The following is a 21,987-nucleotide window of genomic DNA, read 5'->3' on the forward strand; positions in this document are numbered from 1 at the left end:
TCGGTCCTCACAACAACGCGGTAGTCATCGCCGCCGCGATGGCCACTCGATGCCGATGGTGGAAGTAGTGATCGCCGGAAAATCCGTGGATCGCGAAGCCGCCGCCCGTCAGCTCATGCCACGCCGCGATCTCGGCCGGGTCGACCACCGGGTCCTCGGTGCCGTAGAACGCTATGATCGGGCAGCCCAGCCTTGGCAGCGGCTGATAGTGGTATTCCTCGGAGAGCTCCAGGTCGGCGCGGATCAGTGGTAGTGCGTAGCGCAGGAAGGCGGCGCTGCGCCCCGCCGCACCCCATGCGTTCATCGCGATGAGCGCCGCGGCGAAATCGTCTTCGGCCAGATGGTGAATCGGTGTGCGGCTCGAAAACAATTGCGGCGCACGACGGCCGGAAACGAACAGGTGCGTCGCCGGTCTGCCCGCCGCCGCGAGCGCGCGGGCCAGCTCGAACGCCACCAGCGCTCCCATGCTGTGGCCGTAGATCGCCACTCGCGCACCGCCCAACTGCTCGAGCTGCGGCATCAACCCGTCCACCGCGTCGCCGACGCGGCGCAGCGCGTGCTCGCCGGACAGATCCTCCCGGCCGGGGAGCTGGACCCGGACCGCGGCGATGTCCGGCGGGAACAGGTCCAGCCAACGGTTGAACGATGACGCGCCCGCGCCCGCGTGGGGTATGCAGACCACCTGTACGGGGGCCTCGGCGCGCTCCTGCCGCAGCCACGTCCGAGTCGATCGCAGGACGGTCATCGAACGCTCCGGAGTGTGACCGGTAGGTTTTTCAACCCACGAACAATGAAACTGTGGTCCTGCCATGCCAACTCACCGTCCGGTAGCTCCAGGTCCTGTGATTGCCGGTACAAGTATTCGAAGGCGACCTCCGCCTGCAGTTCGGCGAGCAGCCCACCCAGGCAACCGTGCATGCCGTGGCCGAAGGCGAGATGATCCCCGGCGGTGCGGGTCAGATCGAACTCGTCGGGTCGGTCGAAGACGGCGGGGTCGCGGTTGGCGGCGCCCAGGCACACCAGGACTTGGTCGCCTGCCGATACCCGTTTCCCATCGATGTCGGCGTCGCGGGTGGCCAGACGTTTGGTCAGCTGGAGCGGACAGTCATAACGCAGCGCCTCCACGACGGCGGCTCTGACCAACGTGGGCCTGCGCCGCAGCAGCGCGGCCTGATCTGGATGCCGCAGCAGTGCCAGCACACCGTTACCGATCAACGATTTCGTGGTCTCGTTGCCCGCGACGAAACACATGATGCAGACGAAGATCAGCTCCTCGTCGCTGAGCATGTCGCCACCGGCCGTGCGCGCGGCGAGCAGCCGACTGATCAGGTCGGCGCCGGGCCGGGATCGACGCTCGGCGAGCACCCCGTCCAGAGCGGTAGCGAACTCTTCGACCACCGCACAGACGCGTGCGAAGTCCTCGGCCTTCATCAGTCCTGGTTCCAGCAGGAACCGAATGTCGTGGGTCCATGGGCCGACCCGTTCGCGCAGGTCGCCGGGAAGGGCCATCCATTCGCACAGCACCGTCACCGGCAAAGGCGCAGCCAACTCGGTGATCACGTCCAGGCCGCCCGCGTTCCAGGCTCGCCGCATCAGATCCTCGGCGACCCGGGTGACCAGGGGGCGCAGGTCGGCGACCGCCCGGGCGGTGAACACCCGATTCACCAGTCCGCGCAACCGCGCATGGTCCGGATTGTCGGTGAACACCAACGACTTACGGCCCAACTGCTCGATCCGCGCGACATCGTGCTGCCCGAATCGCTCGGCTTGCTCGCCAACCAGCCGCGGAATCAGTCCAGCGCTGTACGAGCGGTCGAGCAGGACCCCGCGCACATCGCTGTGCCGGGTGAGCACCCACATCCCCAGTGTCTTGTGCACCGGCTGGGTCTCACGCAGTTCCCGGTAGAGCGGGTAAGGGTCGCGGCGGAACTCCGCGCTGAAGGGGTTGAACCGGACTCGTGGCCGAATCGGCTCGGCCTGATCGGGCGTTCGCACTGTCATCCGGCCCGCACCCCTCGACCGAAGAATCCGTCGCCATAGGGTGCCAGCACGAGCCGCAGCAGACCGATCTTGCCCATCCGGAAGCCGAGCGCGGAGAGCTTGAGGTAGCGCTCGTAGCGAGCGACCACCTCGGTGCCGACGATCTCGGCGGCTTCGGCACGGTTCGCCCGAAGTCTGCGCGCCCATTCCTCGCAGGTCCACGCATAGTCGAGACGCCCATTGGTGAGAGAGCGGATCTCGAAGACGCCTTCGGCCGCGGCCGCGATCTCGGCGAGCGTCGGCAGGTCCGCATCGGGGAAGATCTCCCGCTGCATGAACGTGTTCGCGTGCTCGCGCTCCATATTGGCGTAGACGATCGTTTGCAGCGACAGCACGCCGTCGTCGTGCAGCCAGTTGCGGCAGCGGGTGAAGAACTCCCGGTACACCCGGATCTTCTCGGCAGGCGAATCATCCGGCCGGGCAAAGTGTTCGAAAGCGCCGATCGAGATGATGCCGTCGAAACGCATATCCGGCTCGTAATGCATCCAGTTCTCCAGCCGCACTTCTACGCCTGGAAAGTCGCGCGACCGCACGAACTCGGCCTGCTCGGCGCTGAGGGAGAGCCCGACCGACCGCACGACCGCGTGCTGCTCCGACAGGCGTTGCAGGATCGCACCCCACCCGCACCCGATGTCCAGCACCGCCGCGGCGCTGTCGGCGCCGATCGCGTCCAGATGGAACCGCAATTTCCGTTCCTGAGCGGCTTCCAAGGTGTCGGCGCTGCTCTCACGCAACGCGCAGGAGTAACTCAACGACGTATCGAGCCACAGCCGATAGAAGTCATTGCCCGCGTCGTAGTGGTGCCGGATCGCGGCCGCCGCCGCATCAGCGCGATCGTCGCCGATCGTCGCGGACATGGCTACGCCACGCTCCGCCGGCTCTGCTCGTGCAGATAGCCGGCCACCGCATTGATATTGGGGTTCTCGAAGAGATCCTCGGGCGCCAGATCGACGCCGTAGCGCGCCTCGACTTCGATCAGCAACGCAACCGCGAGAGCGGAGTCGACTCCCATCCGGTCGAAGTCCGCCGCCGGGTCCACCGCTTCCGCCGGAATCTCGAGCAAATTTCCGAGATATTCCCTGCACCACTGGACGATGGCGTCTCTACTCGTGTCCACTGTGTGTATTCCTCACGCTGCGTTACCGACGGGTTCAGTGTTTCCGGAAATACGTTTGGCGGCGATCCGCGGCGCCGACGGCATTTTCAGATCCGAGGCCAGACCGAATATCTCCAGCAGTTTGATGAGCCAGAAGCCGGGATCGAGCCGATACCAATCCAAACCGAAGGACGGCGATTCGGGGAATGCGTGATGGTTGTTGTGCCACGACTCCCCCAACGTCACCAGGGCGAATATTCCGCCGTTGTGGCTGTTCTCCCGCGATGCGTAGCGGCGGGTACCGAACATGTGCAGGAAAGAATTGATCGCCCAGACGATGTGCTCGAGTACGAGGATCCGCACCAGACCGCCCCACAGCAGACCGCTCACCGCCCCGGTCCAGCTCAGCGAAACCAACCCGCCGATCACCGTGGGGATGAGCAGCCCGAGCCCCACCCAGTAGTAGTAGAGACGAGCGATCCGCACCAAGCCGCGATCCTTGACGAGGTCGGGAGCGTAATGCACGACGTTCGGGTATTCGTGTCGGCGCATCCACAGGAAATGCGAATGCACGAGGCCCCGCAGCGAACCGAGTAAACCACCGCCGGAAAGGTTGGGTGAGTGCGGATCCCCTTCGCGATCGCTGTATTCGTGATGCCGCCGATGCAGCGCCACCCAGGACACCACGCCGCCCTGTCCGGCCATCGACCCGAATATCGCCAGTAGCCCGGCGACCCACGGCACCGCCTTGAACGTGCGGTGAGTGAACAGCCGGTGATAGCCGACGGTCACGCCGAGCCCGGTCACCAGCCACATCGAGAACAGCAGCGCGAATTCGGTTACGCCGAACGGACGTACCGCGAGAAACGCGAATGCGCAGGCCGTGCCGAGAATCGGCAGAATATCGAAAAGAAGGAAATGCCGACGCTGCAGCCGATGAATGTAAGGACTGCTGATAGTTTTCCTGCGCGGCTCGAGCAAGTCGCCATTCCGATGATTATCTTCGGCAATCACTCGACTACACCTCATCGGTCCGAGACCGTTTCGCCAGCGGGACCCCTCGACCGTAACCTCGGCGATCGGACCGCCATCGCAGGACCGAGTCCTACCGATCGCAAGATCGAAATCGCTGATCGTGACCCGGTGCCGAACTTCGCTCACCAGTACTCCGGTGACCCGGCCACCGTCGGCGACCAGACCGTTTGCCGCGATGCGCGCACGCAATGTCGTGCAAGGTGACCACCCGGCCCTGCTCGTCGGTGAGCCAGCGACCCGCGTGCCCCAGTTCAGGAGCCGTCGGGTCGCCCCCTGCCGGTGTGGTCAGTCCCAGCAGCAACATCACCGACCCGAGACACCGCGCTGTCGCGGACATGATGGTCATCGCGCAATCTTTTCGACGAGTATGCGGCACCGGCACGTGGCGACGCGCTCCGATACACGGCAGCACTCCGTGCGCGGATCAATCCGTACAACGAGATGGCCGAGACCACGGCGCTGATGCGGAAGTGCTTTATGCCGCCGACCGGATTCGATCACGACACTCCGCCGGACACGGCCGACGTCGCATGCCTCGAACATCGCCTCGGAGAGAGAGGTCGCAACGCTCTTCCGCCGAGCCGGTTCCGCTAAGTTATGCTGAGAATTTGCGGGCCTTCATCTCAATGTCTGGTCGACTTCTTGGCAATACCCGAACACGTCGTGATGGCAAACGAATGAGGTTCAGATTAGCTGGTCATTCGGTCTTGCACGGCAGCCGTCCGCCGGGCCCCGAAACCGGATCAAGCATCGCCACAAGTTTGCGTGAATACCGAAGCCGGCCGACCGAGGACGCAATGTGAGCAGGAAGCCGGATGACAATCGCTCGGCAACGCCATTGCGCTCGGCGCATTGCGGTCCGCAGCCGCACCTCGCGCTAGATCGTCCACCTCACAACCACTAGGAGACCATCGATGCTGCTGTCCAGTTTTCGCCGCGCGTTCGCCATTCCGGTCACCTGCGTCCTCGCAGTGACCGGCACGTACCTGGCTGCCGGCTGCGGCAACCAGCCCGGCACCGACAGCACAGCAGACAACCACGCTTCGGCCTCGACGTCTGCGTCACCGCAACGGCAGGCCTTCACCTTCGGCGCCGGCTACGGGACGACCGTTGCCGCCGACCAGGCCGGACATCAATGGGCGCCCGCCGCCTCCGCCGCGATCACCCCGGGGATACAGACCTATACCCACGATGCTGTCCAATGCACGGCGAACTACGTCTTCATCGATGACACCGGCCACGTGTACATCGGCCAGGCGGCCCACTGCGGCACCACGGGACTCGTCACCGAAACCGATGGCTGCACCGCCGGTAGCCTCCCGCTCGGAACCGCTGTGAGTTTCAACCGCAACGGCTCGCCGGTTTCCGGCGCGACGACCGCCGCCGGGCAACTCGCGTACAGCAGTTGGCTGACCATGCAGGAAAACGGCGAGCAGGACCGAAATGCCTGCGCCTACAACGACTTGGCGCTGGTGAAGCTCGCGCCGGAGGACATCGGGAAAGTCAATCCGAGCCTGCCGCACTGGGGCGGCCCGGTCGGCATCAACACCAGTGGCACGAATGCCGGCGACCACCTCTACAGCTACTGGAACTCAATTCTGCGTGGCGGTATCGCCGGCCTGTCCCCTCAGATCGGTGAAAGCAAGATCGACGATGTCGCTGCCAGCGGCTGGACCCACGCTTTTGTCGCGACCATCCCCGGCATTCCGGGCGATAGCGGCAGCGCCTTCCTCGACAGCGATGGCAATGCGCTCGGCACGCTGTCAACGCTCGCCATTTCGGTTCCCATAGTCAACAACGTCGGTGACATCAGCCGCGAACTGGCTTACGCCCGAGCGCATTCCGGTATCTCGGGTCTGCGCCTGGTGCTCGGGACCGAACCGTTCACGCCGAACCGTTGAAACGGCTTATTCTGCCTCGGAATTCGCTCTAGAATTGCTGAATATTCGACCCGTCTACCTGATCGAAGGCGATGTGCACCCGCTGTGTCGAGGGTGCCGCGATCGTGCGCTGGTCCGACGGCGGCCGTGCGCAGAACTGCGATACGAGGACAGCTCGCCATGACAGATGTCGACTATTGCGTGATCGGTGCAGGCTTCGCAGGACTGACAGCCGCACTGCGGCTGAAACAGGCGGGTCGATCGGTAGCGGTGCTGGAAGCCCGCGACCGGCCGGGCGGGCGCACATTCACCGAAGTGCGTGCCGACGGGTCGTGGATCGATCGCGGTGGTGCGTGGGTAGGACCGGGGCAAGACCGGATCCACGCACTGATGGACGAGTTCGGGGTACCGAGTTACCAGCAGTACACCGACGGTGAGGCCATCATGGTGGTCGAGGGCAAGCAGCACCGCTACACGGGCACGATTCCGTGGACAATGAGCCCGTGGGCGGCGTTGAACCTCGGTGCGGCGTTGTTCGAGCTGGGACATATGTGCGAGTCGGTTCCCCTCGACGCGCCGTGGGCATCGAAGCAGGCAGCCGGATTGGACCAGCTCAGCCTGGCGCAGTGGCTGGACGACCACGTGCTGTCCAGACCCGCCCATGATCTGCTCGAGACCGCCGTCGCCGGCTGCTACACCTCGGCCGCCTCGGAGGTGTCACTACTGTTCGTGCTGTACCAGATGGCCTCGGCGGGAGGGCCGAACTTCGTCCTCGGCGTCAAGAACGGCGCGCAGGATGCTCGACCGGTCGGCGGCATGGGTGCAATCTACCGGCCGATGGCGGCCGAACTCGGCGACTCGATCCATCTGTCGCAGCCGGTTCGCCGGATAGACCAGGACTCCGCCGGTGTCACGGTGCGGGCGGAAGACGTGACGGTGCGCGCACGTCGGGCGATCGTGGCGGTTCCCCTGGCCATCGCGAGTCATATTCTGTACGAGCCCACGCTGCCGGTCGATCGATCGTTTCTGCATCAGCGGATGCCGAGCGGCTCGATCATCAAGATTGCCGCCGTGTACGACGAGCCGTTCTGGCGGCGCGACGGATTGTCCGGGCAGTCGGCCGCACCGGGGTCGCCCGCGACCATCACCATCGATGCCTGCACGGATACCGCGCGACCCGGGATCCTATGTGTCATCGTCGAGGGACCCATCGCGCGGCAGGTCGGACAACTCGACGAGGCCGAACGAAGGCAGGCGGTCCTCGGCGCGCTGGTCGAGCGGTTCGGCGACACGGCCGGCTCCCCCGTCGACTACGTCGAGCACAACTGGACTGTCGAGCGCTACTCCGGCGGCGGGATGCTGAGTCACGCACCCACCGGTGTCCTCACCCAGTTCGGCCATGCTCTGCGGGAGCCGTGCGGCCGCATCCATTGGGCCGGAACCGAGAGCTCTGCCGTCATGTGCGGTTGGGTCGACGGAGCCGTTCGCTCGGGAGAACGGGTGGCAAGTGAAGTGCTCGCGCACGAGACGGCGACGGCGGTCTAGCGGTTTCCCCACCCGCTCAGTCCCGAAGGCTGCACCATGGATACGTGCAGTACGGCCAATGCCGCGTTCTCTTCCCGTTGTGTTCAGCGATTCATCCCCGCCACACAGGAGGAACCGAGATCCATGATGACTACCCGGAATTGTCGGCGCAGCAACCACGTCGCGACCGTCTTCGCAACGATGGCGACAGCCATGGTCGTAACGGCTGCTCCCGCTCTCGCCGCCACGAGCATCGATATCGCCCGCGCCGGACCGACGATAGTTCAAGTCACCTACAGCTGCGATAACTCCGACGGGGTGACCAGCATTCGGGCGATGATGGGCGAACCCACCGCCGACGGTCCGGCCGCCCAGGGCACGCAGAATGCCGTCACCTGCGACAATACCCAACACGATGCGAGCATCGCGATGACAGAGACCCCTGGACAGCCACCTCTGGGGTCGGGTCAAGTCCAGGTGCGAGTCGCACTTGTCGACAGCAATGACACGGTTGTATCCGGACAGGCGAAGCTTTTCGCCATGCAATAGGGAACCACTCGTGCGGCCGCTGCTGTCATGTTCAGTGGCATAGGGCAGGCGCCGGTACTCACCGATCCAAGGGTCAGTAGTAATGGCGTCTGCCGCCGACGGCGCGGCCCGTCGACCCCAATAGGAACAACACGAGCCCGATAATGAGAACCACGATTCCGATTGTCCACAGGATCGGGATGCTGAATATGAACCCGACGATAAGAAGAATAATTCCGAGAATGATCATGGCCAGCTACCTCGTTTCGCTGCTGTTTTCGAAGGGGCTCATCTCAGTTCCTTTCCGGGCTAGTCCCGATGCCGCCGCGTATGCGTTCGGCCGGGGTCGAATATGTCCGGCTTGTTTCCTGCCGGTCTTCTGGCGGATAACCCGCATTCCGACAGCCAAACAACGCTGCTGGGCAGACTTGTCGCGGCATCCGGAGATAACGTCGTTCAGTCGGTGAGTTGGTATGTCGCGAAGATGCCTTTGTGGTCGCTGACCCACGGGGCAGGCGAGGCGACAAAGTTGTCCTGGGTCGTCTTTTGCCGTCGGGTACCGCGCACGATGGACCCGCGCGGGCCGATGATGCCGACGGCGGACAGACACAGGGCGGTGCCCTGAGCGAAGATGTAGTCGACGCGGTCGCGTTCGTCGGCCTCAGGAGCCCAGGCGAGCTCGGAGACATCCACATCGATGTTGTCCGAGGGCCAGGTGAGTCCCGGATGGGTCACCGGGTCTGGATACATCGATCGGTAGGCATCGATGAAACCGGCTTCCTGCAGGCGCCGAGTGGTCTCCCACGCCGACACCACACCGTTGTGGTCGAACAACTTCGCCGTGGCGGGCGTCCAATCCAACAGGGACGGCTCGTTCAGATCGCCACCTATGATGACCGAAGCCCCGTCGGCGATTTCGGCTTTCGCGTCGGCGAGAAAGTTGCTGATGACCTCTGGGCGGCCCGAGGCCGCGTTGATGCGCTGAATCACGGCCAGGTCGGTCACTGGGCCGTCGGGCAGCTTGTTCCACTCGTGCGCGGCGAACTCGCCCGGCGCCGGAGCTCCGGGACCGTAGCCTCGGGGCAGGTTGGAGGCGTACCAGCGATACTCCAGATGCGCGGAGTAGACGGTGAGGCGCTTTCCGCCGATGTTCAACCGCGCCTTGACCATCCATTGCAGGTCGGCGCTGTCCTGGACCGGAAACACCGACAGAATTCCGGTGTCGTGCGAGGCAATGGCATTGAACTCGCGCCCCCGCCGAACCAGTTCGGCCGCGACGGCCGTGGTCGCTTCGGTTGCCTCCGAAAGCAGCACGATCGTGGCCTGTGTCGAGATGATGAGATCGGTGATCAGCTGAATACCAGTGGAGATCTTGCTACCGCTGTGCCACGTGTTCAATGCCAGCACCCGGATCTCGCGTGCCGCGGGTGCGGCAGCGGCGGAAATCTCCGAACCAGCCTCGAGCACTGCGCCCGCCCCTGCCCTTGCCGACCCTGAGTCGCTTCGCCTCATCAACCCATCATGGCCTCCCTCATCACGCCGACGATCGGGCTCGAGTGAATTCCCGAGGTGCGTCCGCTTCGTTCGTACGCCCGTTCGGTCGATACGCATTCACAGCGAGTCGCCGCATCGCGAGAGTCGAGTTAGTGAACTACCCGTGACCAGGCACGATGGCGGATGGAAACAAACAAGGCCACACGCACGCGGGCTAGACGCGGAGCAGAAGGTAAGCGGCCGTTGCCGAGCCGATGACGGCGGCGCCGTAGCAGACCACGATGATCAACGCGCTGAACCGCTTCAGCCGCAAGCCGTCGTACAGCATGTACCGGAAGCGGTGTGCCCAATGGAATAGAGCCAGCACACATAGTCCGAAAAGGACCAGCCGGGTGAGAGGATGACGCAACACCGAGAGCAGGTATGCGTGGTCCGGCTCGGGAAGCCAACCCAGCGGGAAGGCGAGGCCGAACAGAAACAGCAGCACAGGTATGAGCAGCGCCGCGGCCATCCCGCCGGCGCTGAACATCAGCCACCCCAACGGTTCCAGGGACTTCCTTTTCGTCATCGCAGCACCACCAACAGCACGATCACCGTCAGCAGACCCCACAGTAGGTAGTGCAGCCCGAGGACCACGACCGGCGCGACGGGTCGGCTCCGCACGTGCACCACCATCGCCTTGGGCGCGAGGTTGAACCAGGTGACGGTGTGCATGAGCACGAACAGCAGGGCGATCAGATTCAGCGCGAGCACCCCCGGGCCGGCACTCCAGTTCAGAAACCGCTGGTACTGCTCGCTTCCTGAACTCACCGCGTTGACCAGAAGCAGGAGGTACACCACGAACCAGGCGACAAACAAACTGCTGAGTTCGCGCAGGACGAAGATCAGGTACGAGCGGCGTCGCACCCACCAGAACCGGGAGATCGGCTTTCGATACAACCGGGGTGTCGTGGTCATCGTGCCCGCCAAGGCATGAGGAAGTCGCGCAGCGATTGCGTTGCCGCGGTGAGCTTGTAGCGTTGGATCGCCCCAGCCGGGTCGACCCCCTTCGGGCACGCGGTAGTGCACTCACCGACAAGGGTGCAGGACCAAACTCCCTCGGCCGACGCGAGAACGTCGCGCCGATCTCCGGCTCCCTCATCGCGCGAGTCGAGGTTGTACCGTTGGGCCAGTGCGATCGCCGCCGGACCGAGGAACACGGGATCGAGCGCGTAGACGGGACAAGCCGAGTAGCAGAGCATGCAGTTGATACACATGCTGTACTTCTTGTAGTCGTCCATTTCGAGCGGCGATTGCAGGTACTCGCCGTCTTCGAGTCGCCCGGGTTCCTCCCTGATCAGCCATGGCTTCACCGCGGTCAGCTTGTGCATGAAGTCGCCGATCTCTACGACGAGATCCCGGATCACCGGGAAGTTGCGCAATGGCTCGACTCGCACCGGCCCCGGTGCGAAATCGGTCAGGAAGGTGGCGCAGCTCAGTTGTGGCTCGCCGTTGACTGTCATGCCGCAACTACCGCAGATGCCCATCCGGCAGGACCAGCGGTAAGACACCGTTCCGTCGAGGTAGTCCTTGATGTAATTGAGGCCGTCGAGCACGGTCCAATCCCGGCGCAGCGGAACTTCATACGACTGCAGTACCGGTTCGTCGTCTCGATCCGGTCGGTACCGCGCGACTTGCACGGTTATCCGGTCCTCCATCACACTCACCTCCCGTATACGCGTTCGCCAGGAGGCCAGCGGGTGATCGTTACCGGGAGGTGCGAGACTCGGCCCGAACCGTCCGGCGCCCGATGGATCACCGAATGGGCCAGGAAACGCTGGTCGTTTCTGGCGGGGAAATCGGTTCGTTGGTGCGCACCCCGGGATTCCTCCCGCGCCAGCGCGCAGCCGATGATGCACTCCGCCACATCGAGCATGCACGACAACTCCAGCATCGCCACCAACTCGGTGTTGAACGCCCGGCTGTGGTCATCGAGGCAAGCGCTGCCGAACCGATCGCGCAGCTCGCGCAGCCTGTCGACAGCCGCGGCGAGAGAGTCGCCGTCGCGGTAGATCCCAGCACTGGTCTCCATCGTCTCCTGCATCTCGGTGCGGATGCGTGCGATTCGTTCGGATCCCTCGGCGTGCCGCGTGAGATCCCGTTCCAGCCGATCCTGTTCGGCGCGACCTCGCGCCATGACCGCCGGCGACCGGGCGGCTGTGGCCGAACTCGCGTACTCGGCGGCGGCGCGACCGGCTCGCGCACCGAAGACCAGCAACTCGGGAAGGGAATTCGACCCGAGCCGGTTGGCGCCGTTGATACTGACGCAGGCAACCTCCCCAGCGGCGTACAGCCCCGCCAGTGGTGTCGCGCCATGGATATCGGTGTGGACGCCGCCCATCATGTAGTGGACGACGGGGCGCACCGGGATCAGCTCCCGGACCGGGTCGATGTTCTGGTATTTCGAGCACAGCTCGCGCACGAACGGCAGCTTCGTGTCGATGAGATCCGCACCGAGGTGGCGTATGTCGAGATGCACGACCGGTCCGTATGGCGTGGCGATGGTCCGGCCCTTGTCGAGTTCGTGCACGAAGGCCTGTGACAGCCGGTCGCGTGGCCCCAGCTCCATACTTCGCAATACCGGCACCGGTGATGGCGTCCCGAGGTCGTAATCCTGCAAGTAGCGGTAACCGTCTTTATTGAGCAGCCAACCGCCCTCAGCGCGCGTCGCCTCGGTGATCAGAATGCCGGTGAACGGAAGGCCGGTCGGGTGGTACTGGACGAACTCCATATCCTTGAGCGGCGCGCCTGCCCGGTATGCCAGCGCCATACCGTCGCCGGTCTTGATATTGGCGTTGGTGGTGAACGGATACACCCGGCCGCAGCCACCGGTGCATACGATGACCGCGTTGGCGTGAATGGTTTCGATGCGTCCGGTGGCCAGTTCTATGGCTACGATGCCACCCACCTTTTCGTCGTCGACGAGCAATGTTGTCGCGAACCACTCGTCGTACCTGACGATGTCCGGATAGGACAGCGTGGTCTGGAACAGGGTGTGCAGCAAGTGAAAACCGGTCTTGTCGGCTGCGAACCAGGTGCGGAGATTCTTCATGCCGCCGAACGCCCGTACCGCGATGTGTCCATCCGACCGGCGGCTCCAAGGGCAGCCCCAGTGCTCCAGTTGGAGCAGCTCCCGCGGTGCCTCCTCGACGAAGGCCTCGACAGCGTCTTGGTCACAGAGCCAATCGCTGCCGGAAATCGTGTCGTATGCGTGCTCGTCGATGGTGTCGTCGCGACCGGCGACTGCGGCGGCGCCACCCTCGGCGGAGACGGTGTGGCTGCGCATCGGATAGACCTTGGAAACGATCGCGATGGTCAACTGCGGGTTGTGTTCCGCGATGGCGATCGCCGCACGCAAACCCGCGCCACCTCCGCCAACGATCACGACATCGTGAAAAGCGGTCATGGTGCCACCCGGGGTGTGGTCGGTCAGGCCTCGAAGTCGGCGCTTTGCTCGTCCATCAGGATCTTGCCGTCATGGCGGACCGTTCTGATCCGAACGCTGCCGTCGTGGAATACGTGCCGAATCCGGCGGCAGCCACAGTCGTAAGTCATATCGTCGATGACCAAGCCCGCGTCGTCGTCTTCGCGGTGGCGAGCCCCGCCCCTCAGTTTCCCGCACGGGGCGCATTCCTTGCTGAACTGCTCGGTGGCACTGAGCATTTCCACCTCCCGGCAACCCGGTGGCACACCTGATTGATAGGTGTCGGCAAATAAGTTTACGCGCATCGCACCGAGGCCGCAGGAGGCATTTCGGCCTGCCGGACGTAGCTACCCGCCACTTCAGTCGAATCTCCTTGCGCGACAAGACCATCCAGCGTTTTCAACGCCCGTCAACGAGATAGCACGCCTGAGCGTCAGATCGAGTTCGGTGCCAGGCTGAGCCGATCGCAGGTTTGCTGAGAGTGGGCCGAATGCTGAGCATCGAGGATCCGCGACGGCCCGGACCTTCGGTTGGAGCAGCCGGTCCATCGCCACGACCTGCTCCTCCGAGCACTGCATGTCGGCGAAGAGGAGGCCGAAGTCCGGCCGGTCGACGCCGCGCTGGGCCTGCACTGCCGGTGAGGTCAGACCGATCTTCCGGCCGACCATGATCGTGCCGGCGTCGAGCCGGGCGGCGGTCAGGCGCTCCTGGACGACAAAGGGCGGCGCCGACGACGGTGGTGCCGATCAGATCACGAACCGGCGCATAGGGCTGCCGGTTCGCCGCTGCCCGGATCGAGCGATCCGCGGCAGCCTCGACGACCTCGGGCCCGGATCCCGGGCTGTTATTCACGAAGGACATGGGAAATGCCGCGTCCCATCGATGCGCAGCGTGGCGATGGTCGAGTTCCGGTGAGCCGAACTCGACCACAGATCGCCGACTGCGCAGTCGAGGGTCGCCCTGAACGCGACGGCAGTACAGAGCAGTCGATCGCGTGGAGTCGCTGCCAGTCGTTCTCGAGCCGATCCCCAGAGCGACCGCTCGACCGCGCTCACGTCATGCAGCGTGGTCGCCGACTCCTGTTCAACGCACAACTCGATCCCCGATGCCGCCAAAAACCTTGTGCCAGAACCAGTTCGCCATGCTGAAATTCCTCTGACCGGACCAGCGAGCGGGTGGCGTGGGAATACCCCTTGGTCACCGCATGCCGATCGGCCGGACCTGGCCATATGTCGTTGCTCGGAAGCCGCAGCGGTCGATGTGAGAACCGTCACGCGGCGGGCGGGTCGAACTCCAGTGGAGTGATCACCACAGTTGGTTCGGTGTCGACGCGCCCACGGCGATAGCGGGCGGCGATGCGCGGCTCAGCAATCGCGGCAGCGGATCGCTACGATCGGAAATCCGCAGCAACATCCCCGCATATGCGACGAAAGGGTGGCGTACCTGCGATGTACTGGAATATCTCGCACTCTCGCTCTATGCATCGTTAACCGACTGTGCGTAAACTGTGACCGAGCTGAAATCAAAAATATTGCCGTCGCCCTCGCCTCGGGCGCGAAGCCCAGGGCAAACGGATTCAATCGCCGGCGAGCCGAGCACGTGATCTAGAAGGCAGATTCAGAGAACAAGATCACTATAGTCACCAAAGGAGTTGGCCATGCACAAGAAGGTCGAAGAAGCACTACATCAGGATTTCGATCGCTGGACCGAACTGGTCGAGCGCGCAGCGCACGCGGAGAACGAAGTCGAGCGAGAGAAACCCGCATTGGCTGCGACGGAGCTGCAAATGAAGTGGACACGTACCGCCGCCGAGGACTGGCGAACACTGCACGACCACTGGTACGAAGGAATCGACCGGATGCGGGCAAGTGTGTGAAGTTCGAATCGCGGGGTGTTGTCGCGGCACCTATCCGCAGCGGTTCCGAGGATGCTTCGGCTAGCTCGTAGCCGCGCAAAGTGATCGTACGGACTCCCGGTCACTTGTACGTCTGATCGCAGTGCCGGTGCATTTCGCTCATCGCTGTCCGGCAGATTCTGCGCGGTGCTCGCCAACGTAGTGTGCCGGATCGGTTACTCCTGCCGCCTCGAGGACTGGTTCGCATGGTTTGTGGACCCTGCCCGCGTGCCGGATACAGTGTTGGCCAGTGCGATGGCGACGCGGCGTTCGGACTCATCGGCGAACCGGCCTCCGAACGTGACGCGGCCTTCGTCGACGGTGGCCCGCCAGCATCGTCGCCTGTGTAGTCGTCCAGGCGCTTCTGGACTTCTACCGCTGTCCTTTCGTCCGGCTCGAGCATCAATCGCAGTAGGTCACTGCGGCTGAGGATGCCGACCACCAGTCCGTACATCGCCTATCTTCCGCGGGGTTGCGCACCGTGTTCTCGTGTACGCCGAGGCGCTCGCCTGCCTCGACCGCGTCGCCCCGCGCCTCCGACCACGCCTGCAGCGTCACCAAATACTGAGTGGAGAACGCGTGGTCGTACTGGCCGGAGCTCGGCAACGGGACCGCGTGCGAGGACGCAACCGGATCGGGCGGCGGTGCGCAAGCGTTGCAGCAGAATGGCGTGCCACGATTCGTCATAGGCGGGCGGCTCGCCGCTGAGTTGGACACTCTCGTGCAGTACAAGACACTCGTCGGCCTCTTGGTGCGCCACCGCCAGCTCCATTGCCCCAGCTCCTGTGCTGATGCCGGCTGACACACTCATCCGCTTGGGCAAGGCGTCGCGCAGCCCGGTGATCCAGCGCCGCGCCGTCATCGCCCGATCAGCGTCCTGCTGCAACGTCGAGTAGGCCGGCACCCGAGACAGCCGGTCCTCGATCGTGACCGCGGCGCCGACCGCATCGGCCAGAGCATCGGCCAAGGCGAACAAATCGGTTGGGCCGCGACGGACTCGGTGTCACGTCCTCCAGCACCACGCCATAGACGACCGCCGCCAGCTCACTCCACGTCACGGCCGGATCGACCACCTTCACCGCACAGCCAGCCCGGGTCTGCGAACGTGATCTGCTCAACATCGCCGCGCGCACCAGCACCACACCTGCTCGCGCCGACACTGCCCAATCCACAGCCTCGGTGACCTCGTGCCGAAAGGGACCTCGAGTGCGCCGAAGTTGCCCGGCGATCCCAGAGGCACGCGGTGTGCGCGCACGACGACGGTCGCTCGAGGCGTTCGCCGACCTGATTATCGCGAGGATGGCTGGCCGACAAGACCGAATGGGCGCGGCAGCCTTACTTGCGGTGCCGTCCGGGGCGAGAAGGTAGTGACAAAGCGAGGGGTGGTAGCCGGGTTGTATCGGCCAGCGGGTCAACACGTAGCGTCGCGATGAAATGGTCCACGGAGGCGAAGCCCGCGGCGTGGATATGCGAGAGCAGTTCGACTGCGGGGATAGCTACGTCGTTTCGCTTCATACTGGCTCCCTTGCCAGGCTGATGGTGTTGGCACCGCGACAGGGACTCGATCTCCAGCGAGAGCCCTGTCCGGTGTACAGCGAACGGCAGCTACGTGGGTGCGCCTGCCGCCTATGGCCTTCCGATTCACCGGAGCAAGCAGAATCGTAGCGAAGGCACGGCTATCACGCAGCGGTTTACCGACTGGCTTCATGTCGACGAATCGGCCGATGCGGGTCTGGTTCTGTTGTAGTGGTCCGGTCCCCTCCGCAGTGCTCGAGAACCGGTTCACCGCCCTGCTGCATCAACTGAGTTGGTACATCCCTTCATGGGCCGGATGTGTCCAGCCCGATGCCGAAGCTCGGCGCTGCACAGTCAGGCGCGGCCTGTAGAACCGTGGCCCCGATCGCAGCAGAGGTTTCACCAGGGCTGTGGCCTGGCACCAACGATGCCGGGTCGGCGGCCGACGGCGCTGCGCTCAGCGCTACCGGTTCCGCACCCCCTATCGCAACTGCTTCTCCCCCAGCGCATTCTGTATTGAACTTACCCTGGAGACATCCTCGCTGAGGCGTGGCGGCGTGGCTGGGCCAGGTGATGGCGGCGACCGCGGCCGCCGATCTACTGGCTGTCCCGTCCAAGCTACGTCGCGGGGCAGACCGTCCCTCACCGGACACCCCGGACCCGGATCTGGTGCGACCTGCTCGGACATCGGCGTGACTTCGTTTGCCGAGTCCACGACATCGAGCTACCGGATGGACGTGCTCATCGGATACGCCCGATTACCGTGAGTGGGGCTCCGGCGTGAGATTGCCAGGGCCCGAATTACTTTCGGTCGGGGCGAGGGCCTGCCACATCGCCTGGCCGATAGCGACCACGCCGCGCGCGGGCAGGGCGACATCGCCTATGACCGGGTTCGTATCCAGGCGTGCGGGATGTCCGAGGTCGCGGCCGTCCAGCACGGCCGTCGACTGCGTTATCAGGTACATCTGCTGGGGCATGAGGATTCCGACGTGGCCGCTCGGCATGACACCCGCCATGCTCAGATGACCCAAACCCAGTGCGGCGGCGATCATTTCCCGGGCACGCACCAGCGAACGCGACCGCCAGGTGGCAAGCGGCAGACGCCCTCCGACGGCGTTGAGCATATGCAGCGCCGTAGTCTCGTGCGCGGTCAACGTCCAGTCCAGCGCGGGTTCGTCGACGGTGATTCGCAGCGAAGCCGGTCCGGTCCACGCCACTCGAATCGTGGCGAAACCGGTGTAGGCACACGCGGGACCGTAGTAGCGGGGGCAGGCGGTCTCCAGCCGGTCGCCGTCGACGAAGATCGACCATCGGCCATCGGGGTCGCGGTGCCAGACTGTTTTGTATGGGCCGAAGTCGTTTTCGGGGAAGACCCGCAAGGCCAGGATGTGGCCGCTGTCGAAGGGAAGGCCGAAAACGCCCCAGCCCTTGACGTATTCGTGGCCGGGCCACGGCGCGTGGCCCCGGTATTCCGGCAGGTCGGTCAACTGGGATGCCAAATCTAACATGGTACTCACCTCCGGCGCTGCGCGCCTGAGTAGCTGAATGTGGTGGCAACGGCTCTTGACATCGCGAAACCTCACTTCATGCATTGCCGCCGGACGGCAGAACGGATCATGAAACGAACGCTAGGCGCGACGGCTATGCATGTCGTCGGGTGTTCTCCCTACGAATCGGTGGCCAGCGTGTCCAGTAAGCCGTGCTGAACCGCGTAGAGAGTGGCGGTCGCTCGAGTCGACGATCCGGTCTTGACGTAGATGCGTTCGATGTGGGTGCCTGCCGTTTTCGGGGTGATGCCCAGGGTGCGTGCGACGTGCCGGGTCGAGGCACCCCGCGCGATAAGCACGAGGACCTCGAGCTCGCGCGGTGTCAGACCGTCCGGGCCGCCGCGGTGGCGATGGCGCGGCTGTCCCGCTGCCGCGAGGACAGCGTCGACCGCCGCCGCGTCGAGTCGACCGCGGCGCACCTCGGCACGCAGTTCGGCGAGAATCTGCTTGGGTGGCAAGGCATCTCGATACGGACGCGGCTCGGTCATGGCCCGATATGTATCAGCCGCCGCCAGCAGGCGCGCCGACACTGGGATCGACGGTCCGGTCAGCCCGCGATGCGCTCCGGAGCCGTCGAGGCGCTCGTAGGCCAGGGCCGCGATAGCCCCGATGCGAGACAGCGCGGCCGGGCGGGCCAGCACCCGCTCGGTGTAGTACGAGTTCATCCGGAGCCGCTCGAGTTCGGTCAGGCTCAGCGCTCCCGGCTTGTCCAAAATGGTGGCCGGAACACCGTGTAACCCGATATCGTGCAACAACGCCGCGCGACGCACCAACGTCATATCGGCTTCGGGGAACCCGGCCACGGCCGCGGCCCGACCGGCGAGATCGGCTACACCACGAGAATGGCCTGCCCTGTAGGGCGAGCGCAGATCGGTGAAGTCGGCGATCACCTCGAGTGCCGAATCCAGTTCCGCACCGGTGAGATTCCGCCGCAGCGCCGGATCGGCGGCAATGAGCTCCCCATAGTCCGGCTCGACTTCCGCATCCGCCAGCAGGTCACGGGCCGAGGCACAGAATGCGTCCACCACGGCCGGATCGAACTGCGTCCCACGCCGCGAACGGGCGACCTCGATCGCGGCATCGATTCCAGCACTACGGTGCAGCACCTCGACGACATCGGCGAGATGGAACAGCCGCATACCGAGCCCGATTCGTTCCCCGGCGACACCACCCGGCACGCCCTTTCCGTCCCATCTCGCGAAGAACTGCCGCAGCGAGTCCCCGACAGTCGGGCCGAGCCCGAGCCGTTCCGCCATCGTCGACGTGGTCAGGCAGTGCGACATCAACCCCCGCTCGATATCGCGGCCGCCCTTCGCCGCGATCGTCACCGTCTTGCGCACCCGCTGCGCGAACGGTCCCGAGGACCCCGCGTGCGACAGGAAGAACACCGCCCCGCTCGCCCCGCGCAAATCCAATTTGTAGCTGTCCGCGCGAAAAGCGATGTCATCGCCGAACCACGCGGCCACCTCGGGTGCGTCGGCCACACAACCGGTCCACGCCAAAACCGCGGTGTAGTACAGGTCGGACCGCTCCTCGGCGCTCAACCCGACTCGCTCTCCGAGCCGCGAAGCCAGCCGCCACGACCGCAGCACATGTGCCATCGGCTGGCCCAGGCCGAGATCCATCGCAAACGAGAACGCGGCCAGTAGCGCGGCCAGCGAAACACCCGAGTCCCGAGCGTGACGCGTCATGTTGCGAGCATAGGCGTGTCCGCGTGCACAGCGTTTGATCCCGGACAGGATGCTCTCGCCACAGGCCCACCCTTATCCTCCCGGCTCAGGTCGACCTTGCCCCGCACCCAGACGTTGCCGTCCTGTACGCACACCACATAGGCCCATGTGGTGCGGGGCGCTCTTGGGAGTCGACGACCATTTGGTCAACGGTGTTGGGTCGACGAGATCGCACGCATTGGTGATCGTGCTCATCGCATGGATCGTCGGCGCCGCGTTGCCCTGCACCGACGTCGCCGTGGCGCCCGCGGGCACGACGCTCTCGTCCCGCCGCGGATCCAGCAACCCGACCACACCTATGCAAACCACCACCAGCAGGATGACGCCGCCGATGATAAGCCCGGCCTTGCTGCCACCAATCGGCGGCGGCTGGCCGTGACGGGTGGGCCGTATCCGGCGCCGGACTGGATCGGGTGCGCGCCCGTGACGGCACCCAGGCACCGGATCAGGTGCGCCTCCGGCAGACCGTCAGCCGAGCCTGCCGCAGCGGGGGCCGAAGAACGCGAGGCCGTATCCGGGTTCGGGACGCTCTGCTCGTCCTCGATGATCGGCTCGACGCCAAGGACGCCGACGCGGCATTGCGCGGACCTGCCACCGAAAACCGTTGACCGTCAGCGGTGTTCACCGATCGTGAGCGGTCCGGCATCGCCCGGTAACCTCAGGATATTCGTTGATGCGGGTGGATGCGTTGTCGGCCGGCGGCTTCTGATCGCTTGTCCGACAGGGGTATCCGGCTGGACCACAAACCACCGCGTGCCGATTAGCGTGAGCGGGGCCGCGATTACCACGGAAGCCCCCTTGACAGGCCCTCTTGCCATTGCACTGTTTGGTGATAGTTTTTCTATATGATCGATTAGATCTCATACTCGCCGCGCATCGAGGGAGATGTCGTGTCAATGGCCGGAAGCGTCGCCGCTGCAAGGGTTTGCGGAGGAATTCTCGGTACACTCGCGTGTCTGGTCGCGGTGAGCACCGCGCACGCCGATGATGAACCTGGCCCATTACTGGTGGGTGACACAGCGTATTTCGCCATGGGCAGTTGGAACTGCTCGATCGGCGCGGACGGCACAGTGGGCTGCGACCTCGCAGTCCCGGCACCGTCCATGAATGTGCTGTATGCCGGAATGCAGGTTCCGATGCCGAATGTGCCGGCCGTCATAATCGACTCGACCATGTGGCCGGCACATCCTCAGTGGAACTCCAACGGCAGTCACACTGTGCCAGGCGGGAATCCGCCGCTACCGCGCATCACACCCGCGAGTTACCACGACCCACAGTATTCGATCACATATGCCGGAGCGAATTGCCAAATCACCTATCAAGGTGCGGCAGTATGCACATCGATGGGGCACGGGTTCAGCCAATGGGGACCAGTGCCACAAGGCTACTGATCCCCACGAATCACCGGCTACCGATACCAGATACCGGAATCCCAATCACCGTAGTCCCACACATTGAAATCGTAACGACCATGCGCACCCCCGAACAGATAGCCCCACCATCCGGCCGAGGTGTCGCAGATCTGGTCGTCGTGGTTGCACACCGTCAGTACCGGGAAGTCGCCGAACCAGTCGTCGACACCGGCCAGCGGATAACCGACGATCCCACTCCCGGGAGTCGACGACAGGCCACCCCAACCAGGCCCGGGGGCTCGCTTGGGATCCGACAGGAGAATAGCGTTGGCATTGCCGACATTCTGGTGGGCGGTGACCCAGGCGTGGACGATGCCCGCGCCCTCGCTGTGCCCGATCAGCCTGATGTGGTCGTCCGGACATTCGCTGCGATGCAGCCAGAACAAGCGGTCGAGTTCGTTCAGTCCCGACATCGGGTCGAGCGAATTGTAGCCGACAGGTTGATCCACAAATGGGATGAACACCGACGAGGTGTTGTCACCGAGACCGCCGATACCGATGGCCCAGTCGCCAATACAGTTGTCGGCGTGAGCCTTCGGCCCCATCTCGTTGGTGAAGGAAAGGATGATTGCCAACAGTAATGCGGCGAAGAGCGCCGTTGCTCTACGCATGGTCGTACTTCTTAATTTATCGTGCCTCCGGGGCCAGCCCGGCTTGTGTCGGGAGTACCCAGAAGTTGCTCGCGTTCTTGCTTTCTGGCGAAATAGTTACGCAGGCCATCGATATATTGTCCGTAACGCAATGTCGGAGGCCATGATCCGCGAAGCGAATCCGTCCGCCCCCGGGCGACATACTCTTCGTTGCTCGGGCTTCGATGGTCGAATGTCAC

Annotated in this window: 19 protein-coding genes and 2 pseudogenes; 4 read left to right on the plus strand and 17 right to left on the minus strand. The window is 64.4% G+C overall.

The window, feature by feature from the left end:
- Positions 1–7: 7 nt before the first annotated feature.
- From ACQPXH_RS17290 to ACQPXH_RS17310, 5 genes are read right to left on the minus strand one after another with little or no spacing between them, the layout of a single operon-like run.
- Positions 8–745, minus strand: coding sequence for a thioesterase II family protein (locus tag ACQPXH_RS17290; RefSeq protein ID WP_433597557.1), 738 nt, complete (start codon positions 743–745; stop codon positions 8–10).
- Positions 742–2,001 (minus strand): cytochrome P450, encoded by a 1,260-nt coding sequence (locus tag ACQPXH_RS17295; RefSeq protein ID WP_433597558.1) that lies wholly within the window; start codon positions 1,999–2,001, stop codon positions 742–744. Before ACQPXH_RS17295 ends, ACQPXH_RS17290 begins: the two co-directional genes overlap by 4 nt.
- Complete coding sequence (locus ACQPXH_RS17300) at positions 1,998–2,897, minus strand: class I SAM-dependent methyltransferase (RefSeq protein ID WP_433597559.1); 900 nt, start codon at positions 2,895–2,897, stop codon at positions 1,998–2,000. The genes ACQPXH_RS17295 and ACQPXH_RS17300 overlap by 4 nt, the downstream gene beginning before the upstream one ends.
- A gap of 2 nt (positions 2,898–2,899) precedes the next feature.
- A complete protein-coding gene (locus ACQPXH_RS17305) occupies positions 2,900–3,157 on the minus strand; it encodes an acyl carrier protein (RefSeq protein ID WP_433597560.1) in 258 nt (85 codons plus the stop codon).
- A 12-nt stretch (positions 3,158–3,169) separates the two neighbouring features.
- Entirely contained in the window at positions 3,170–4,150 is a 981-nt protein-coding gene (locus ACQPXH_RS17310; protein WP_433597561.1) for an acyl-CoA desaturase, read from the minus strand.
- Between the two features lie 935 nt (positions 4,151–5,085).
- Here ACQPXH_RS17310 and ACQPXH_RS17315 point away from each other — a divergent pair.
- The 3 genes from ACQPXH_RS17315 to ACQPXH_RS17325 all read left to right on the plus strand — a co-directional run bounded on the left by ACQPXH_RS17315 (position 5,086) and on the right by ACQPXH_RS17325 (position 8,124).
- On the plus strand, positions 5,086–6,072 hold the full coding sequence (locus tag ACQPXH_RS17315; RefSeq protein WP_433597562.1) for a hypothetical protein: 987 nt from the start codon (positions 5,086–5,088) through the stop codon (positions 6,070–6,072).
- Positions 6,073–6,231: 159 nt separating this feature from the next.
- Positions 6,232–7,596 (plus strand): flavin monoamine oxidase family protein, encoded by a 1,365-nt coding sequence (locus ACQPXH_RS17320; protein ID WP_433597563.1) that lies wholly within the window; start codon positions 6,232–6,234, stop codon positions 7,594–7,596.
- Between the two features lie 123 nt (positions 7,597–7,719).
- Entirely contained in the window at positions 7,720–8,124 is a 405-nt protein-coding gene (locus ACQPXH_RS17325) for a hypothetical protein (RefSeq protein ID WP_433597564.1), read from the plus strand.
- Between the two features lie 73 nt (positions 8,125–8,197).
- Here ACQPXH_RS17325 and ACQPXH_RS17330 read toward each other — a convergent pair whose 3' ends face one another.
- The 7 genes from ACQPXH_RS17330 to ACQPXH_RS17360 all read right to left on the minus strand — a co-directional run bounded on the left by ACQPXH_RS17330 (position 8,198) and on the right by ACQPXH_RS17360 (position 13,299).
- Positions 8,198–8,353, minus strand: coding sequence for a DUF6131 family protein (locus ACQPXH_RS17330; protein ID WP_387283899.1), 156 nt, complete (start codon positions 8,351–8,353; stop codon positions 8,198–8,200).
- A 206-nt stretch (positions 8,354–8,559) separates the two neighbouring features.
- Entirely contained in the window at positions 8,560–9,570 is a 1,011-nt protein-coding gene (locus tag ACQPXH_RS17335; RefSeq protein WP_433597565.1) for an endonuclease/exonuclease/phosphatase family protein, read from the minus strand.
- 241 nt (positions 9,571–9,811) lie between these two features.
- On the minus strand, positions 9,812–10,165 hold the full coding sequence (gene frdD / locus ACQPXH_RS17340; protein ID WP_433597566.1) for a fumarate reductase subunit FrdD: 354 nt from the start codon (positions 10,163–10,165) through the stop codon (positions 9,812–9,814).
- Entirely contained in the window at positions 10,162–10,554 is a 393-nt protein-coding gene (locus ACQPXH_RS17345) for a fumarate reductase subunit C (RefSeq protein WP_433597567.1), read from the minus strand. Before ACQPXH_RS17345 ends, frdD begins: the two co-directional genes overlap by 4 nt.
- Complete coding sequence (gene sdhB / locus ACQPXH_RS17350) at positions 10,551–11,294, minus strand: succinate dehydrogenase iron-sulfur subunit (RefSeq protein ID WP_433597568.1); 744 nt, start codon at positions 11,292–11,294, stop codon at positions 10,551–10,553. Before sdhB ends, ACQPXH_RS17345 begins: the two co-directional genes overlap by 4 nt.
- A 5-nt stretch (positions 11,295–11,299) precedes the next feature.
- Entirely contained in the window at positions 11,300–13,042 is a 1,743-nt protein-coding gene (gene frdA / locus ACQPXH_RS17355; protein ID WP_433597569.1) for a fumarate reductase (quinol) flavoprotein subunit, read from the minus strand.
- Positions 13,043–13,065: 23 nt separating this feature from the next.
- Complete coding sequence (locus tag ACQPXH_RS17360) at positions 13,066–13,299, minus strand: hypothetical protein (RefSeq protein WP_433597570.1); 234 nt, start codon at positions 13,297–13,299, stop codon at positions 13,066–13,068.
- A 1,418-nt stretch (positions 13,300–14,717) separates the two neighbouring features.
- On the opposite strand from ACQPXH_RS17360, the gene ACQPXH_RS17365 reads away from it, so the two are divergent.
- Positions 14,718–14,936: a hypothetical protein gene (locus tag ACQPXH_RS17365; protein WP_433597571.1), complete on the plus strand. Its 219-nt coding sequence runs from the start codon at positions 14,718–14,720 to the stop codon at positions 14,934–14,936.
- 194 nt (positions 14,937–15,130) lie between these two features.
- Here ACQPXH_RS17365 and ACQPXH_RS17370 read toward each other — a convergent pair.
- The 5 genes and pseudogenes from ACQPXH_RS17370 to ACQPXH_RS17390 all read right to left on the minus strand — a co-directional run.
- A pseudogene (locus tag ACQPXH_RS17370) lies at positions 15,131–15,402 on the minus strand (histidine kinase); the annotation flags it as partial.
- Positions 15,403–15,428: 26 nt separating this feature from the next.
- Positions 15,429–16,036 (minus strand): annotated as a pseudogene (locus ACQPXH_RS17375) (hypothetical protein); the annotation flags it as partial.
- 1,191 nt (positions 16,037–17,227) lie between these two features.
- Positions 17,228–17,977, minus strand: coding sequence for a hypothetical protein (locus ACQPXH_RS17380; protein WP_433597572.1), 750 nt, complete (start codon positions 17,975–17,977; stop codon positions 17,228–17,230).
- A gap of 158 nt (positions 17,978–18,135) precedes the next feature.
- The gene (locus ACQPXH_RS17385) at positions 18,136–19,707 is read right to left on the minus strand and encodes an HD domain-containing phosphohydrolase (protein WP_433597573.1); all 1,572 of its coding nucleotides are present in this window, start codon (positions 19,705–19,707) and stop codon (positions 18,136–18,138) included.
- Between the two features lie 1,447 nt (positions 19,708–21,154).
- Entirely contained in the window at positions 21,155–21,769 is a 615-nt protein-coding gene (locus tag ACQPXH_RS17390; RefSeq protein ID WP_433597574.1) for a cutinase family protein, read from the minus strand.
- Positions 21,770–21,987: the final 218 nt, after the last annotated feature.

Source organism: Nocardia sp. CA-135953, assembly GCF_050955735.1.
GTDB lineage: Bacteria > Actinomycetota > Actinomycetes > Mycobacteriales > Mycobacteriaceae > Nocardia.

Bases quoted from the DNA above. Each gene is read 5' to 3' on its own strand.
- ACQPXH_RS17290 (WP_433597557.1), bottom strand. From the start codon at position 745: ATGACCGTCCTGCGATCGACTCGGACGTGGCTGCGGCAGGAGCGCGCC.
- ACQPXH_RS17295 (WP_433597558.1), bottom strand. From the start codon at position 2,001: ATGACAGTGCGAACGCCCGATCAGGCCGAGCCGATTCGGCCACGAGTC.
- ACQPXH_RS17300 (WP_433597559.1), bottom strand. From the start codon at position 2,897: ATGTCCGCGACGATCGGCGACGATCGCGCTGATGCGGCGGCGGCCGCG.
- ACQPXH_RS17315 (WP_433597562.1), top strand. From the start codon at position 5,086: ATGCTGCTGTCCAGTTTTCGCCGCGCGTTCGCCATTCCGGTCACCTGC.
- ACQPXH_RS17320 (WP_433597563.1), top strand. From the start codon at position 6,232: ATGACAGATGTCGACTATTGCGTGATCGGTGCAGGCTTCGCAGGACTG.
- ACQPXH_RS17325 (WP_433597564.1), top strand. From the start codon at position 7,720: ATGATGACTACCCGGAATTGTCGGCGCAGCAACCACGTCGCGACCGTC.
- ACQPXH_RS17330 (WP_387283899.1), bottom strand. From the start codon at position 8,353: ATGATCATTCTCGGAATTATTCTTCTTATCGTCGGGTTCATATTCAGC.
- frdD (WP_433597566.1), bottom strand. From the start codon at position 10,165: ATGACGAAAAGGAAGTCCCTGGAACCGTTGGGGTGGCTGATGTTCAGC.
- ACQPXH_RS17345 (WP_433597567.1), bottom strand. From the start codon at position 10,554: ATGACCACGACACCCCGGTTGTATCGAAAGCCGATCTCCCGGTTCTGG.
- sdhB (WP_433597568.1), bottom strand. From the start codon at position 11,294: ATGGAGGACCGGATAACCGTGCAAGTCGCGCGGTACCGACCGGATCGA.
- frdA (WP_433597569.1), bottom strand. From the start codon at position 13,042: ATGACCGCTTTTCACGATGTCGTGATCGTTGGCGGAGGTGGCGCGGGT.
- ACQPXH_RS17360 (WP_433597570.1), bottom strand. From the start codon at position 13,299: ATGCTCAGTGCCACCGAGCAGTTCAGCAAGGAATGCGCCCCGTGCGGG.
- ACQPXH_RS17365 (WP_433597571.1), top strand. From the start codon at position 14,718: ATGCACAAGAAGGTCGAAGAAGCACTACATCAGGATTTCGATCGCTGG.
- ACQPXH_RS17380 (WP_433597572.1), bottom strand. From the start codon at position 17,977: ATGTTAGATTTGGCATCCCAGTTGACCGACCTGCCGGAATACCGGGGC.
- ACQPXH_RS17385 (WP_433597573.1), bottom strand. From the start codon at position 19,707: ATGACGCGTCACGCTCGGGACTCGGGTGTTTCGCTGGCCGCGCTACTG.
- ACQPXH_RS17390 (WP_433597574.1), bottom strand. From the start codon at position 21,769: ATGCGTAGAGCAACGGCGCTCTTCGCCGCATTACTGTTGGCAATCATC.